The 16,229-nt window shown below is 69.9% G+C and carries 7 protein-coding genes; 4 read left to right on the top strand and 3 right to left on the bottom strand.

Going from position 1 to position 16,229, the window contains the following annotated elements; all coding sequences use genetic code 11:
- The first annotated feature begins 24 nt into the window (after positions 1-24).
- Entirely contained in the window at positions 25-5,718 is a 5,694-nt protein-coding gene (locus BJ998_RS01845) for an RHS repeat-associated core domain-containing protein (protein WP_221337843.1), read from the top strand.
- A gap of 60 nt (positions 5,719-5,778) precedes the next feature.
- On the top strand, positions 5,779-6,177 hold the full coding sequence (locus tag BJ998_RS01840) for an NUDIX hydrolase (protein ID WP_184857892.1): 399 nt from the start codon (positions 5,779-5,781) through the stop codon (positions 6,175-6,177).
- On the opposite strand, the gene BJ998_RS01835 is transcribed toward BJ998_RS01840, so the two are convergent.
- The gene (locus tag BJ998_RS01835; protein ID WP_184857890.1) at positions 6,174-6,977 is read right to left on the bottom strand and encodes a family 1 encapsulin nanocompartment shell protein; all 804 of its coding nucleotides are present in this window, start codon (positions 6,975-6,977) and stop codon (positions 6,174-6,176) included. The genes BJ998_RS01840 and BJ998_RS01835 overlap by 4 nt on opposite strands.
- Positions 6,974-7,981 carry a Dyp-type peroxidase gene (locus tag BJ998_RS01830; RefSeq protein ID WP_184857888.1) on the bottom strand — a complete coding sequence of 336 codons (1,008 nt, stop codon included), beginning with the start codon at positions 7,979-7,981 and terminating at the stop codon, positions 6,974-6,976. The genes BJ998_RS01835 and BJ998_RS01830 overlap by 4 nt, the downstream gene beginning before the upstream one ends.
- Before the next feature lie 573 nt (positions 7,982-8,554).
- On the opposite strand from BJ998_RS01830, the gene BJ998_RS01825 reads away from it, so the two are divergent.
- The gene (locus BJ998_RS01825) at positions 8,555-9,607 is read left to right on the top strand and encodes a polyprenyl synthetase family protein (RefSeq protein WP_184857885.1); all 1,053 of its coding nucleotides are present in this window, start codon (positions 8,555-8,557) and stop codon (positions 9,605-9,607) included.
- Positions 9,608-9,722: 115 nt separating this feature from the next.
- Complete coding sequence (locus BJ998_RS01820; RefSeq protein WP_184857883.1) at positions 9,723-13,145, top strand: glycoside hydrolase family 3 C-terminal domain-containing protein; 3,423 nt, start codon at positions 9,723-9,725, stop codon at positions 13,143-13,145.
- 33 nt (positions 13,146-13,178) lie between these two features.
- Here BJ998_RS01820 and BJ998_RS01815 read toward each other — a convergent pair whose 3' ends face one another.
- A complete protein-coding gene (locus tag BJ998_RS01815) occupies positions 13,179-16,160 on the bottom strand; it encodes an ATP-binding protein (RefSeq protein WP_184857881.1) in 2,982 nt (993 codons plus the stop codon).
- Between the last annotated feature and the right edge of the window lie 69 nt (positions 16,161-16,229).

Raw genomic sequence — 16,229 nt, 5'->3', positions numbered from 1 at the left:
GCCGCACCGTCAGCAGGGGGATTCATGCGAAGAAGAACCCGGGTCGTCGCGGGCGTGCTGCCCGTGGCGCTCGTGTCCACCATGCTCTCGCTGCTCACGCCGACCGCGGCGTGGGCGGGAGAGCCGTCCGTTCCGTTGCCGGGCACCCCGTCGACCCCGGTCAGCCAGCAGCAGATGGGCAGCCGGCCGGCTGATCAGGCGACCAGCAGCGAGCTGCACGGCAACCAACCGGCCAGCACCGGCACGGTGGACGGCGGCGGCACCGACAAGGCCAGCCCGCTGTCCCCGTCGGCGTCGTGGGACGTCTCGGCGCAGACCGGCGACTTCAGCTGGTCCTACCCGCTGCGCGTGCCGCCGTCGGCCGGGCAGCTCGACCCCAAGCTCGCCATCGGCTACACATCGTCCAGTGTGGACGGTCGAACCAGTGCCACGAACAACCAGGCGTCGTGGATCGGCGACGGCTGGGACCTGTCGGTCGGGTTCATCGAGCGCAGCTACATCCCGTGCGCCGGCGACACGACGCCGGTCAAGGTCGGCGACCTGTGCTGGCGTAGCGACAACGCCTTCGCCTCCTACGGCGGTGGCGGCGGCCAGCTCATCCGTGACGACAAGACCGGGGCCTGGCGCAACAAGACCGACGACGGGTCGCGCATCGAGCGCCTGACCGGCACGGCCAACGGCGACAACGACGGCGAGTCGTGGAAGATCACCACCGTCGACGGCACCCAGTACCTGTTCGGGTCCCGGCCGGAGTCGAACTCCACGTGGACCGTCCCGGTGTTCGGCAACGACAGCGGAGAGCCCTGCCACGCCGCGGCCTTCGCCGACTCGCACTGCGTGCAGGCGTGGCGGTGGAACCTGGACAAGGTGATCGACCGGCACGGCAACGTCATCGAGTACGACTACGACAAGGAAACCAACTCCTACGGCCTGAACAACCAGGACGCGGCGGCCTCGTACACCCGGGGCGGCGTCCTGAAGGAGGCCCTGTACGGTCTTCGTGAGGGCTCCGGGGCGCAGGCCACCGACCGGGTAGTGTTCACCAGCGCGGACCGCTGCGTTCCCGGCAGTGACTGCACGCCCGACAAGAAGGACAACTGGCCGGACGTCGCCTGGGACGACAAGTGCGACACGGCCACCTGCAAGGACAAGAACTCGCCGACCTTCTGGTCGACCAAGCGGCTGTCCCAGGTCACCACGCAGGTGCTGGCCGGATCGTCCTATCAGGACGTCGAGTCGTGGACGCTGGACCAGCAGTTCCCGGCCAGCGGCGACGGCGAGAAGCCCGCGCTGTGGCTGAAGTCCATCACGCACACCGGCAAGGCCCACGGGCTGACCCCGATCACCCTGCCGTCGGTGCGCTTCGAGGGCACCAAGTTCCCCAACCGGGTGGACAAGGTGGACGGTCTCGGCCCGCTGCTGCGGTACCGGGTGACGGCCGTGGTCTCGGAGACCGGCGGCGTCACCACCATCACCTACGCCGACCCGGACTGCTCGCCGACGACCCTGCCGGCCAAGCCGGAGACCAACACCCAGCGCTGCTATCCGGCGAAGTGGGCCAAGAAGGACTTCTCCGAGCGCACCGACTACTTCAACAAGTACGTCGTCGCGCAGGTCGCCGAATCCGACATGATCGCCGCGAACACCGAGGACGTCACCAGCTACTCCTACCTCGACGGCGCGGCGTGGGCGTACGACACCTCCGAGTTCACCAAGGACGCCGACCGGAACTGGAACGAGTTCCGCGGCTACGGCCGGGTGCGGATCACCAAGGGCAAGGCCGACGACCCGGCCGGTCCGCAGACCATGACCGAGCAGCGGTTCTACCGCGGCATGGACGGCGACCACCTGCCCACCGGCGCCCGGTCGGTCACCGTCACCGACTCCGAGGGCGGCGTGCGCAAGGACGACGCCTGGCTGCAGGGCTTCGAGTACGAGTCGCAGGCCCACAACGGCACCAGCGAGCAGATCGTGTCCAAGTCCGTCATGACGCCGTCCGTGCAGGGACCGACCGCCACCCGCGGCAACCTCAAGGCGTACCTCGTCAAGACCGGCACGACCGTGAGCTACGCCGCGCTGTCCGCCGGCGGCTGGCGCACGACCAGGACCGAGCTGGGCTACGACGACCTCGGCCAGGTCGTCTCCACCAACGACCTGGGCGACGTCGCCACCGCCGCCGACGACCGGTGCACCCGCACCACCTACGCCCGCAACACCGACAAGTGGCTGATCTCCTACCCGTCCCAGACGGAAACGGTGTCAGTCGCCTGCACTGCGACGGCCAAGTACCCGGACAACGCCGTCTCCGGCACCCGGAACTCGTACGACGGCAACGCCTTCGGCACCGCGCCCAGCGCCGGCGACGTCACCAAGACCGAGGTGCTCGACAGCTATCCCGCCACGGGGGCCGTCTACATCACCTCGGGTACCGCAGCCTTCGATGCCATGGGCCGCAAGACCGCTACCGCCGACGCGCTCGGGCGCACGACCACCACCGCCTACACCCCGGCGACCGGCGGACCGCTCACGCAGACCGTGGTGACCAACCCGCTGGGCCAGGCCATCACGTCCAGCTACGACACGGTGTCCGGCAAGCAGACCAAGCAGGTCGACGAGAACGGCCGGGTCACCGAGACCGCGTACGACGCGCTCGGCAACAAGACCGAGGTGTGGTACCCGAACCGGTCCCGCGCCAGCCAGAGCGGCAACGTGAAGTTCTCCTACGCCTACCACAACGACGCGCCGAGCGTGGTCACCACCTCGACGCTGGGCCCCAACGGCAACTACACCGTCAGCAACGAGCTGTACGACGGCCTGCTTCGGCTGCGGCAGACGCAGTCTCCCGCGACGGGCGGCGGTCGGCTCATCACCGACACGAAGTACGACTCGCAGGGCCGGACCTACAAGACCACGCATCCGTACTTCAACGACGCCCCGGTCGACGACAAACTGTGGGTGGCGTCCGATGTGGACGTTCCGCAGCAGACCGTGACCCTGTACGACGGTGCTGACCGCGAGGCGACCGACATCGTCAAGGGCGGCGCCGACGAGATCTGGCGCACGGTCAACTCCTACGACGGCGACCGGGTGACCGTCTCGCCGCCCACCGGCAGCATGGCCAGCACCGCGATCACCGACGCCCGCGGGCACACGGTCGAACTGCGCCAGTACCACGGCAACGTGCCGACCGGCGACTACGACGTCACCACCTACACCTACGGCCCCAACGACAAGCTCCTGACCACGACCGACCCCGCCGGCAACACCTGGCGCCGGTCGTACGACCTGCGGGGCAACCAGACCCGGGACGACGACGTGGACAAGGGCACGTCGACCATGACCTACGACGCCGCCAACGAGCTGCTGTCCAGCACGGATGCCCGTGGCACCAGCCTGTTCTACGACTACGACAAGCTCGGCCGGAAGCTGACCGAGCGCACCGGCTCGGCCACCGGGACCATCCAGGCGCAGTGGACCTACGACACCGCGCCGTTCGGCAAGGGCCAGCCGGCGACCAGCACCCGCTACGTCAACGGCAAGGCCTACACCTCGACCGTGCTGGGTTACAACGCGCTGGACAAGGCGATCAGCACGCAGATCACCATTCCGGACTCGGAAGGCGCGCTGGCCGGCACGTACACCACCAGCCGCAAGTACAATGTGGACGGAACGCTGTCCGGCTACGGCTACGCCGCGGCCGGTGACCTGCCGGCCGAGTCGCTCACCCTGGGCTACGACGATCTCGCCCAGCTGACGACGCTGTCCGGCGGCCTCGACGGCGCTACGGCCGACTACGTCACCGACACGCAGTACACGCGCTACGGCGAGGTCGCGCGCACGCAGCTGGGCGACACCGGCAAGCGCGTGTGGCTGTCCAACTACTACGACGATCACACCCGCCGGCTGACCCGGGCCATCGTCGACGCCGAGGTCCCGTCGCCGATGCAGTCGGACGTGCACTACAGCTACGACAAGTCCGGCAACATCACCTCCATCGCCGACACGCCGCAGGGCAAGCCGGCCGACGTGCAGTGCTTCACGCTGGACTACCAGCAGCGGATCACCGAGGCGTGGACCCCGGCCGGGGACTGCTCGGCGGCTCCCACGGCGGCCGGGCTGACCGGCCCGGCGCCGTACTGGCAGTCCTTCACCTACGACAAGATCGGCAACCGGCTCACCGAGACGCAGCACGCGGCCGCCGGCGACACCGTCAGCACCGGCGCCTTCCCGGCCGCCGGGCACAGCCTGACCTCGGTGTCCACCACCGGCCCGGGCGGCCCGAAGACCAGCAAGTTCGTCTACGACGCCACCGGCAACACGATCACCCGGGAGCTGCCGGGCACGACGCAGCAGCTGGTGTGGGACGGCGAGGGCCGACTGGCCAAGGTCACGCAGGGCAGCGACGTCACCGAGTTCGTGTACGACGCCGACGGCTCCCGGCTGATCCGCCGCGACGCCACCGGCAGCACGCTGTTCCTCGACGGCCAGGAGCTCCAGCTGACCACGGCCGGCGCCGTCACGACCACGCGGTACTACCAGTGCGGCGGCTCGACCGTGGCCGTGCGGGACCACACCGGCCTGACCTGGCTGGCCTCCGACCACCAGGGCACCGCGCAGATCTCCATCGACAGCAACACGCTCAAGGTGACCCAGCGACGGCAGACGCCGTTCGGCGAACCCCGCGGCGGGGCGGTGGACTTCCCCGGTGACAAGGGATTCGTCGGCGGCACCATCGACAAGTCGGTGGGGCTGACCGAGCTCGGCGCCCGCGAGTACGACCCCACGCTGGGCCGGTTCCTGTCGGTCGACCCGCAGATGGACCTGACCGACCCGCAGCAGCTGCAGGGCTACACCTACGCCGACAACAACCCGATCAGCAAGATGGATCCGTCCGGCAAGAACTGGCTGTCCAGCGCGTGGAACAGCGTCACATCGGCGGTGGGCACCGCTGCCAAGGCAGTGGGCAGCGCCGTGGCCTCCGGCGCGAGCTACGTGTACAACCAGGTCAAGAACAACAAGGGCCTGGCCGCGATCGGCCTCGGCATGCTCGCCATCTGCATTCCGGCGACCTGGCCGGCGGCGATCGCGATGGGACTGGCGGTGGCCAGCACCGGCCTGACCGTGTGGGACATGAAGGACCTCACGGAGCAGAAGCGGGCCCGGGAGAAGGCCGGGTTGTCGACGACCAAACAGGACCTGCTGTTCGGCGTCGACGCCGTCGGCCTGGCGCTGGGCGGCGCGTCCGCCGCGCACGGCAGCCTCGGCAACAACATCCACGACGACGCGGCGGCCATCTACCCCCGCGACATGGGGGCCGGGCGAAAACTGGCGGGTGTGGCCGAGGACCACGCCGCGCTGAGCGGGGCCACCAACCTCGCCGGCATGGGGACCGTCGCCGAGGGTATGGTGGCCGACAGCTGCATCGATCCCGGCCCGACCGCGGCGCTGCCGTGCGCGCAGAAGGTGCCGGATCCGCTGGACAACAACTGGTGCAGCTCCAGCGGCATGTGTGTCTGCGTCGACACGGAGACGGCCGAGCGGATCAGGGGTCAGCGGGTGGCCGGTCCGCCGGTGCGGAGGCCGTCGTACAACCTCGGCCCGCAGCGAGGACCGAGTCGTTCCACCTATGGCAGCGCGGAGGCGAACAGAACCGGGATCTACCAGACCACTGACGGGTTCTTCCACCGCACGGACGGTCACGGCTTGGCCTTCTTCTAGCGGCTGAGCGCGTGCCGGCCCCGGCGACAGCCAGTCGCCGGGGCCGGTAGCGTCTATTGGGTGATCGAGACCGTGGCGCTGGTGCATGTCCGGGACTTGCGGGTGCTGCTGGTGCGCACCCACGGGCGCAAGGCGTTCTACCTGCCGGGCGGCAAGTACGAGCCGGGGGAGACGGACCTGGCGGCGCTGACCCGGGAGGTGGCCGAGGAGACCGGCTGCGCGCTGCTGCCGGAGACGGTCCGGCCGTACGGCGTGTTCGAAGGTACGGCACATGGCCAGCCGCCGGGCACGGAGGTCCGGATCACCTGTTATTTCGGGGAATTCACCGGCGAGCCCACGGCCAGCTCGGAGATCGCCGAGTGCGGGTACCACACGTACGACGAGTACTCGGCGATGGCGGAGACGGCGCCGGTCGTCCACGCCATCGTGGACGACCTGCACCGCCGCCAGCTGATCTAGCCGTGCTGCAGGGCGATTCCGGCCTCGCCCGTGTGCACCTGGAACGTGAGCGACTCCTGGAAGTACAGCTGGATGCTCTCGGCGTCGTGGGAGAGGTAGCCGATGGACAGGTCCTGCCCGAGGTGCAGCTCGTAGTCGCCACCGCGAGCCGACAGCAGGAACGCGCCGTTGATCGCCGGCGCCCAGATGATGTCGCCGCCCTTGATCACCCGCGAGAGGTGTTCGCGGATCGGGTAGCCGTGGTCGGTGGTCTCCTCGACGGCGGTGTAGTCGTCGGCCGACAGCAGCAGCGTGTACGGGCCGTCGACGCCGGCCAGCCGCAGCGCGCTCAACGCCTGCGCGACGATGTTCGGGTACTCGCGCACGTCCGACGGCAGCGTCAGCGCGTCGTTGGTGGTGGCGGCCCGCACGCCCGCGATGCCCGCGCCGGACAGGCCCTCGAAGATCGCCCGGTCCTCGACGAACGCGATCCGCTTGGCCGCGTCCTTCACCGGATCCCAGTCGGCGTCCTTCGCTCCGCGCTCCACGTCGTCCACCGCGCGGCGGCTGACCGTGAACGGCACCCGGATCTCCACGATCGGCTGCACCTCGCGGCAGCGCACCAGCACGCCGTCCGGGGCCAGGTCCAGCTGCCGCAGGTGGCCCGTGCCGACCGCCGACAGCGTCTCGCCGGCCGGGCCGACCAGGTCGACCACGCGGCGGCCGGCGACGTGGCGGGTGAAGGTGCGGCGCGCCTCCGCCTCAATGTCGGCCCACGCCGCCTCGGAGATCGGCGCGAGTTCCCGGTGCAGGTTGTTCACAGTGTTTGACTCCCTCTCAGGCTTCCTACGCGCAGCGAGAACGTCACCGGTTCTTGTTCCTCGACCGGTTCGGCTTCGGGCGGGTCCTCCAGGAAATCGGCCGTGGGCACGAAGAACAGCGTTCCCGTGACCGCGGTCGAGAAGTCCAGCACCCGATCCGTGTTGCCCTCGGGACGGCCGATGAACATGTTGCGCAGCATCAGCTCGATGACGTCCGGGGTGGACGCGTAGCCGATGAAGTAGGTGCCGTACTCGCCGCTGCCGACCCGTCCGAACGGCATGTTGTCCCGGAGGATCTCCAGTTCCTCGCCGTTGGAGTCGGTCACGGTGTTCAGCGCGACGTGCGAGTCCGCCGGCTTCACGTCGTCGGCCAGCTCCATGTCCCCGAGCTTGGTGCGGCCGATCACCCGCTCCTGCTCCTCCGTGGCCAGCGCGTTCCACGACGTCATGTCGTGCAGGTACTTCTGCACGATCACATAGCTGCCGCCGGCGAAGTCCGGGTCCTCGTCCCCGATCGTCACCGCCGCGGCGGCCGCGTTCCCGGTCGGGTTCTCCGTGCCGTCCACGAAGCCCAGCAGGTCCCGCCGGTCGAAGTACTTGAACCCGTGCACCTCGTCCACGACGGTGATCGCCTCGCCCAGCCTCTTGGTGAGCCGGTCCGCCAGCTCGAAGCACAGGTCCATGCGCCGGGCCCGGATGTGGAACAGCAGGTCCCCCGGCGTGGCCGGGGCCGTGTGCCTGGCCCCTCGCAGCTCCACGAACGGATGCAGGCCCCGCGGGCGGCCGATGCCGGGGTACAGCCGGTCCCAGGCGTCCGAGCCGATGCCCACCACGCAGGTCAGGCCGCCGTCGGGGATGCGGAATCCCACCGACCGGGTGATGCCGGCGACGTCCCCCAGCACGTCACGCACGTCCTGCTCGCCGCCGTCGGCGACCGTCGCCACCAGGAAGATCGCCGCTTCCGTCAACGGCGTCAGCACCGCCTGCGGCTCCACACTCGCCATGCCGGTGATCTTAGGCACGAACCCCCGCTTTCCGCCCCCGCGCCGCCCACCGAAGTTCGGCCACATGCGGCCGGATGTGGCCCGTGGCGGCGACAACGACGGTCATGTGGCATTCGAATGTGCGCCGCGGCGGGATTCGGTGTGACGCTGGGCGGGACTCGCGGGATGTATGTACGTGCGTATAGTTAGCGCGGTCCGGCCTTCTTTTTTCGGTAGTGCCTTCCGGCGTTCGGCGGCGTGACCCGGGTCCTTCGTCACCTCGATGCCGCCGAAGCAGGGGGTATGGCATACGCTGGGGAAACAGGGGGTGTACCCCCTGGGGTCGCACAACTATGCGTTTACCCAGTCTGGGTGGCGTATGCGCCCCTCTCGGTAGGTAATTATGGGCACCGCACAGCGGACGTGGATACCCCGACCGGCTTGCGGGGTGCACACCGCTGTAATAGCTTTCGCCAGCACAACCCTGGGGATCTCGTCGGAATAGTTCCGAATACGTGGTCGGGGGCGGTCGTCCTCGAATTGTCCGAACCTGTGTCGCGTCGCTGTAGCCAGTCTCTAGTCGTGGAGGCAAGGGTGAACCAGTTAGCCACGCTCGACCGTTTCCAGACCGACCTCGACCGCATCCGCCGCCGGGTCGACCAGCAATTGTCCGCCCTGTTCGAGCGGGCCCTGGTGGACGGCATCGGTCCCAGCATGTTCGGCCTGTCGGAGCTACGGGGCATGGCGCTGGCCGGCGGGAAACGCATCCGGCCGGCCTTCGTGCACTGGGCGTTCGTGGCCGGCGGCGGCGACCCCGACGACAACTGTGCCATCGACGCGGGCTCGGTGCTGGAAATGCTGCACACCTTCGCCCTGGTCCACGACGACGTGATGGACGAGTCGCCGACCCGCCGCGGCATGCGGACGCTGCAGGTCACGTTCGCCGAACGGCACCGCGCGCTGGGGATGCGCGGCTGCCCGAAGCGCTACGGCGAGAACATGGCGATCCTGTTGGGGGACTTCGCCTTTCTGATGTGCACGGAACTGGCCACCATGCTGCCGCGGCACGCGCTGCGCACCTTCTACTGGTCGGCGACCCAGCTGATGCACGGTCAGTACCTGGACCTGGAGACGACGGCGTCCGGCGAGTTCAACAGCGAGATCGCGGCCCGCACCGCGCTGCTCAAGACCGGCAGCTACACCGTGGAGGGCCCGCTGCTGATCGGCGCGGCGCTGGCCCCGCGCGGAATGGAGATCTCCTCGCAGTTGCGAACCTACGGCCGGGCCGTCGGCCAGGCCTTCCAGCTGCGCGACGACCTGCTGGACATCTTCGGCGACGAGGCCGAGACCGGCAAACCGGTCGGCGGCGACATCGTGCACCACAAGGCGACCCGGCTGCTGGACATCGTCCGCACCCGCGCCACCGGCCGCGACCGTGAGCTGCTGACCCGGTTGGAGGCCAACGACATCGACCTGGCCACGGTCCGCTCGCTGCTGGTCCGCAGCGGCGCGGTCGACGAACTGGAGTGCAAGATCGACGCGCTGGTGGCGCAGGCCGTCAGCGCCCTGGACGAGGTGCCGATGGCGGCGCACGGCCGTGACTCGCTCGTGGACGCCGCCCACTTCGCCTGCCACCGGAAGTGGTGACCGGGACCGGTACCGTGACCGGTTCCGGACAAGTCGGTCGCGCCGCCTTGTCTGCCGCCGATCCACGTCGTAAGAACGATTCAGCGAACGTGGTCGCGGCAGGCAAGGGGGCCTCATGCGGAAACTGCGAAGAGCATTAGCGGTCGGCGCCGTGCTCGTGCTGGGCACAGCCGTCCCGGTCACGGCGGCAGCCGCGCCGGACTCCGGCCCTGACCCGGCGTGCCCCTGGGTGGGCTCCCATGCGCCGGTCGACGCCAAGGTGTCGCGGGTGCTCGGGAAGATGACCCTCGACGAGAAGATCACCATGGTGCACGGGGCCGCCGGCTCCGCCTACACCGGCTACATCCCCGGCAATACCAGGCTCTGCATCCCGGCGCTGAAGATGCAGGACGGACCGGTCGGCGTCCGGATGGCCGACACCACCCAGCTGCCCGCCGCCGCGGACCTCGCGGCGACCTTCGACTCCGGTCTGGCCCACAGCTACGGCCAGGTCATCGGCGCCGAGGACAAGGCCAAGGGCGTCGACGTCGACCTCGGGCCGACCGTCAACATCGTGCGCGACCCGCGCTGGGGCCGGGCGTTCGAGAGCTACAGCGAGGACCCGTACCTCACCGGGCAGATCGGCGCCGCCGACATCGAGGGCATCCAGTCCCAGGGCGTGATGGCGCAGGTCAAGCACTACGCGGTCTACAACCAGGAGACCAACCGCAACACCATCACCGACAACGCGATCGTCGACGACCGGACCGTGCACGAGATCTACACGGCCGCGTTCGGCACGATCGTCGACCAGGCCAAGCCGTCCTCGGCGATGTGCTCGTACTCCGCGATCAACGGCGTCTTCGCCTGCGAGAACGCGTACCTGAACAACATCCTGAAGAACAAGTTCGGCTTCGACGGCTTCATCACCTCCGACTGGGGCGGCACGCACAGCACCGTCGCCTCGGCCAACGCCGGCATGGACATGGAGATGCCCGACGGCACCTACTTCGGCGACGCGCTGAAGGCCGCCGTGCAGAGCGGCAAGGTGGCGCAGAGCCGGGTCGACGACATGGTCGCCCGGATCATGCGCGAGGAGTTCCGGTTCGGGCTGTTCGACCACCCGTCCCCGGACACGCCCACCGCGGTCGCGTCGACGCCGGCCAACGTGGCCACCGCGCGCAAGGTCGCCGAGGACGGCGTGGTGTTGCTGAAGAACCAGGACAACGTGCTTCCCCTGGACGCCAAGAAGGTCCACTCGATCGCCGTGATCGGCGACGGGGCCGGCAAGGACGCCCTCACCGCCGGCGGCGGCAGTGCGGTCGTCGCCGGAACGGGCGTGGTCACGCCGTTCGACGGCATCAAGGCCCGGGCCGGTTCCACCGCGAACGTCCAGTACGCGCAGGGCAACCTGAGCTCCAACGGGCAGCTGCCGGCGATCGACAGCTCCTACCTCACGCCACCGTCCGGCGCCGGGCACGGCCTGCAGGGGGAGTACTTCACCAACAAGACCCTCGACGGCACGCCCGCCGCCACCCGGACCGACCCGACGGTTTCCTTCGACTGGACCGGGAAGTCGCCGGCGTCCGGGCTGTCCACGACGAACTATTCGGTGAAGTGGACGGGAACGCTCACGCCGCCGGCCACCGGCACGTACACCTTCGGCCTGTCCAGCGACGACGGCAGCCGGCTGTTCGTCAACGGCAAGCAGGTCATCGACAACTGGCGGGACCAGGCCAGCCACACCGAGACCGCCACGGTCGACCTGACCGCCGGCACGCCCGCGCAGATCGAGGTGGACTACTACCAGTCCGGCGGCGACGCGACCGTGAATCTCGGCTGGGCGCAACCGGACCAGGACCTGCAGGGCGAGGCCGTCGCACTGGCCGCCAAGTCCGATGTCGCGATCGTGTACGCCAACGACTTCGAGACCGAGGGCAGCGACCTGGGCGACATCGAGCTGCCCGGCACGCAGAACCAGCTGATCTCGGCCGTCGCCGCGGCCAACCCGAACACCATCGTCGTGCTCAACACCGGGTCCGCGGTCACGATGCCGTGGCTGGACAAGGTGAAGGGCGTCTTCGAGGCGTGGTACCCGGGCCAGGAGTCGGGCAACGCCATCGCCCGGCTGCTGTACGGCGACGTGAACCCGTCCGGCAAGCTGCCGGTCACGTTCCCGACCTCGCTGGAGCAGGTGCCGGCGTCGACCGCCGCGCAGTGGCCCGGAACCGGCGGCCAGGTGCAGTACTCCGAGGGCCTGAACGTCGGATACCGTTGGTACGACGCGAAGGACCTCACGCCGGCCTACCCGTTCGGCTACGGGTTGTCGTACACCAGCTTCGCGTTCTCACACCTGCACGTGGACGGCTCCACGCTGCGGGAGAACGGCAAGATCCGGGTCAGCGCCGACGTCACCAACACCGGTAGGCGGTCCGGTGCCGAGGTGGCGCAGCTGTACCTGTCCGCCCCGGCTTCCGTCGGTGAACCTGCCAACCAGCTCAAGGGTTTCCAGAAGGTGGAGCTCGCTCCGCGGCAGACCAGGCGGGTCACCTTCGAGCTCAGCGCCCAGGACGCGTCGTACTGGAACACCGATGCCCAGGAATGGACGCTCGGCGCCGGCAAGTACACCGTCCACATCGGAGACTCGTCGCGGAACCTGCCGCTGTCGGACAGCTTCCGGGTCGACCGCACCTCCGGCCCGCGCTACACCAAGGTCAACGCCCCCGCGTCGGCTCTTGGCGGCGGCACGCTGTCCGTGACGACGACGTTCACCAACGGCGCCACCGAGGACGTCCGAGACGCCGTCAGCTCGCTGAGCGTCCCGGACGGCTGGAAGGCGACCCCCAAGTCGCCGGCGAACTTCCGGGTCGTCCGCTCCGGCCGGTCGGTGTCGACCACCTGGTCGGTGACCGTGCCCAACGACGCCAAGCCTGGTTCGGCGACGTTGAAGGGCAGCACTCGATACCGGGGCTCCGACCGCACCTCGCCCGGTGACGGCTCGGCGACCGTGCAGGTTGCGTACCAGAACCTTGCCGCCGCCTACACCGATGTCGGCGTCAGCGACGACGCCAACCCGGCCGCCGGCAATCTGGACGGCTCCGGCTACAGCTATTCGGCGCAAGCGCTGGCAACCGTGGGTGTGACTCCCGGTGCCACGGTCGGCGGCTTCACCTGGCCCGCGGTGCCGGCGGGGCAGGCCGACACCGTCACCACCGCCGGACAGCTGGTGCAGCTCACCGGCTCGGGGAGCACCCTGTCGTTCCTCGGCACTGGTACGAACGGCACACAATCCGGATCGGTGACAGTCACCTACGCTGACGGCACCACGTCCACCGGCACGATCACCTTTGCCGACTGGTACAGCAATGCCGCGGTGCCTGGCTGCACCCTGGTGGTCACGTCCCCGCACTGGAACCGCCCGGCCGGCAGCACCTTGCCGGCGGATCACCCGGTGAGCCTCTACGCGAGCTCGATTCCGCTGACCGCGGGCAAGCAGGTCGCCTCGATCAGCCTGCCGAGCAACGCGCGGCTGCACCTGTTCGCGACGAACATCGGTTAGGCGGTCGCCGGACCGCTGGCCACCCCCAACGGGTCAGCGGTCCGGCGTGTAAACACACTGGTAGCCGGTGGAAATCGTGCCGTCCAACACGGCTGCCACCTCCGGGTCGGCGGCGCGGATGACGTCGACCGCGCGCTTGATGGCCTTGCGCACGGAGGTCCGCGCGCGTTCGGCGGGCCCGGTGAAGGCGCGGCTGCGGCCGCCGAGCCCGGTGGTGACGTCCAGTTCCGCGGCGAGGGCGTCCAGTTCCCGCCGCAGCTCCTCGGCCCGCGCCGGGTCGGCGTCGGGGATCTCCTCGGCGATCTCGTGCGCCCGGGCGGTGTACGCCGCCCGGGCCTGGTCGTCCAGAACGGACTGCTCGGACGACAGCTCCGCGCCGCCGTGCGCCAACTCCACGGCCGGGATCGACACGTCGGGGTGGGCGAGCAGCCGGGCCAGGTGCCGCATGCCGATCAGGTCCTCGACCAGCACCTCCCGGCCGGGAAAGCCGACGAGCCACCGGTTATCCCGCCGGCGCATCGCCACGTGCCGGGACGTCCGGGCGGCGGCCCACACCATGGCCCGCTGGCGCATCCCCATCACCGTCGCGTCGCTCACGGCGCTGTCCAGCAACTCCTCGGCAGCACGGTGATCGCCGCGCCGGCGCAGCACGGTGGCCAGGTCGGCCTTGCTGACGGCGGTCATCGGCTTGTTGCCGAGCCGCAGGTTCGCCGCCACGGCCCGGCGCAGATGCTCCGCGGCCAGGTCCAGGTCGCCGAAGGTGGCGGCGGCCAGGCCCAGAGTCCGTTCCGTGGCACCGAAACACACCACGCCCAGCGACGGCATCGTGGGCAGGTCGGCGAACGGCAGCAGCAGGTCGTAGGCCTGCCGAGCCACGTGCGCGTCGCCGAGCGAGGCCGCGGCCTCGACGATCGCCAGCATCCCGGACAGCCACGTGCTCGACTGCGGCAGCGCGTCCAGCCCGGCGGCGGTCAGCCGGGCCAGCGTCGATCGGGCCTGGTCGTGCCGGCCGGCGTCGGCGGCGAGATGCGCGACGGTCGCGCGGAACGTGAACTCGGCCTCGATCAACGTCGGCGAGTTGGCCATGTCCTCGGCCAGATCGACGAGTTCGCCGCCACGGCCCTGCAGCCAGCGGATCGCCAACAGGTGCGCCCCGTAGTAGGCGACGGCATCCGCGTCGCCGACCTCGTTGCCGAGCGCCAGGCACCGCTCCGCCTGCTCCTCGGCCTCCGCCAGCCGGCCGGCCCTGATCAGCAGCATCACGTCCAGCGCGGCGACGATGAACCTGACGCTGCGGCAATCCAGCATGTCGACCCGGGTCCGCAGCTCGGCCAGCGACCGCTCGGCCCGCGGGTCGCCGAGATGGAACAGGTCCACGGTCTGCCAGCACAGTCCTTGCAGGGCAAGGATGTCGATACCGGCGGCGGCCGCAACCGACATCAGCTCCCGGGCGATGGACAGCCGCTCGCGGACGTGCTCGGGCGTCAACAACGCGTGATGGCACAGCGACAACGCCTCCGCCAGCGCACGATCGTCGTTCAGCTGCCGGATCTCGTCCACCGCTTTGATCACCTCGGCGACGGGGCCGCCGCTGTACACCAGCTCCGCCGCCAGCCGCAGCTCCAGCCGGCAGCGCAGGGCCACCTCGTGCTCCGGCAGCTCGGCCAGCGCCTTCCGCTGCGCGCCCAGCATCCGATGCCGTTCCAGCTGATCGCGGCGCTCGTTGAGCCAAATGCCGCCCAACCCCAGCGCCGTTTGCGCGTACAGCACGGGATCGTGCTCGTCGCGCGCCGCATCGGCCGCCCGGTCGAACAGCACCCGCGCCTCGGCCAACCGGCCGGATGCCAGCACGGCGTCGGCCCACTCCAGCAACAGTTCCGCCGACGGCTCGCCGTAGGCGGCGGCCTGCGCCAACAACGATGCCGCCTGCTCGTACGAGAACCGGCGCACCATCGTCGCCGCTGCCGACCGGCACACCTCGATCGCCCGCCGGGCGTCCGCCGGCGACCGCGGTGCGGCATTGATCGCATGATGGGCCTTGCGGGCGCTGTGGCCGACGATGTCGACGGCGCGGGCGTGGGCATCCAGCCGCTCCGCCGCGGTGAGCCGCGACAACGCCGCCTGCCGGACGAGATCATGGCTGTACTCGAACGAATCCGTGCCGCCGGTGGTCACCAGCCCGGCCTGCACGGCACAGTCCACGGTGTCGATCACCTGCGCCGCCCGCACGTCCAGCAACGCCGCCGCCTCCGCCGACGACACGGAGTCGCCGAGGATCGCGCTCGTCGCCAACAACCGCACGGTTTCGGGCGTGAGCTGGGCGAACGACTGGTCGATCGCCTCCCGCAGCCCGCCGACGAAGTCGGCCGCGCCGAGCGCCAGCAGCCGCCGCAGAAACAGCGGGCTGCCGTCGGTCAACCGGTGGATGGTGTCGGTCAGCGGCGCGTCGAGCCGCTCGATCCCGTGCGTGACAAGGTAATCACGCGTCTCGTCGAGGTCGAACGGGCGCAGCGTGATCGGCAACGCCTCGTCGCCGAGGTCGGTGATCGCATGTCGCTGCGTGACGACCAGGACCAGCGGCAACCTCGCCTTGGCGATGAACCGGGTCAGCAGCAGCGCCCCCGGATCGGCCGCGTGCAGGTCGTCGATCACCAGCATGGTCGGCCTCCCCTCCACCGAACGGGCCAGTTGGTCGCTCACCGCCTGGAACCGCGAGAACCGTTCCGGGTCAACGGTTTCCGCGTCCGAGCTCAACAGCTCCGCGCCGCGCGGACCGCACAGCTCGGCCAGCAGCGGCTGCCACGGCCACAGCGCCGGCGCGCCGCCGTCCGACCAGCAGCGCCCCCACAGCACGCGCAGTCCCGCCGCTCGCGCGCGTTCGGACGCCTCTTCGCACAGCCGCGTCTTGCCCACCCCGGCCGGGCCGGTCACCGCCACCAGGCGCCCCCTCGCGGCGTCGCGCCAGGCGTACTCCAGACGGCGTAACTCCGCTGTCCTGCCGACGAAACGGTCCACACCGGGACAGGAGTACGCCCGGTTCGCCGGGATACGTGCCGTCCCGCGGCACACGCCGCGTCACGCCAA

Origin of the sequence: Kutzneria kofuensis (assembly GCF_014203355.1) — a bacterium.
GTDB lineage: Bacteria > Actinomycetota > Actinomycetes > Mycobacteriales > Pseudonocardiaceae > Kutzneria > Kutzneria kofuensis.
This window is presented reverse-complemented; position numbering and strand designations above follow the sequence as displayed.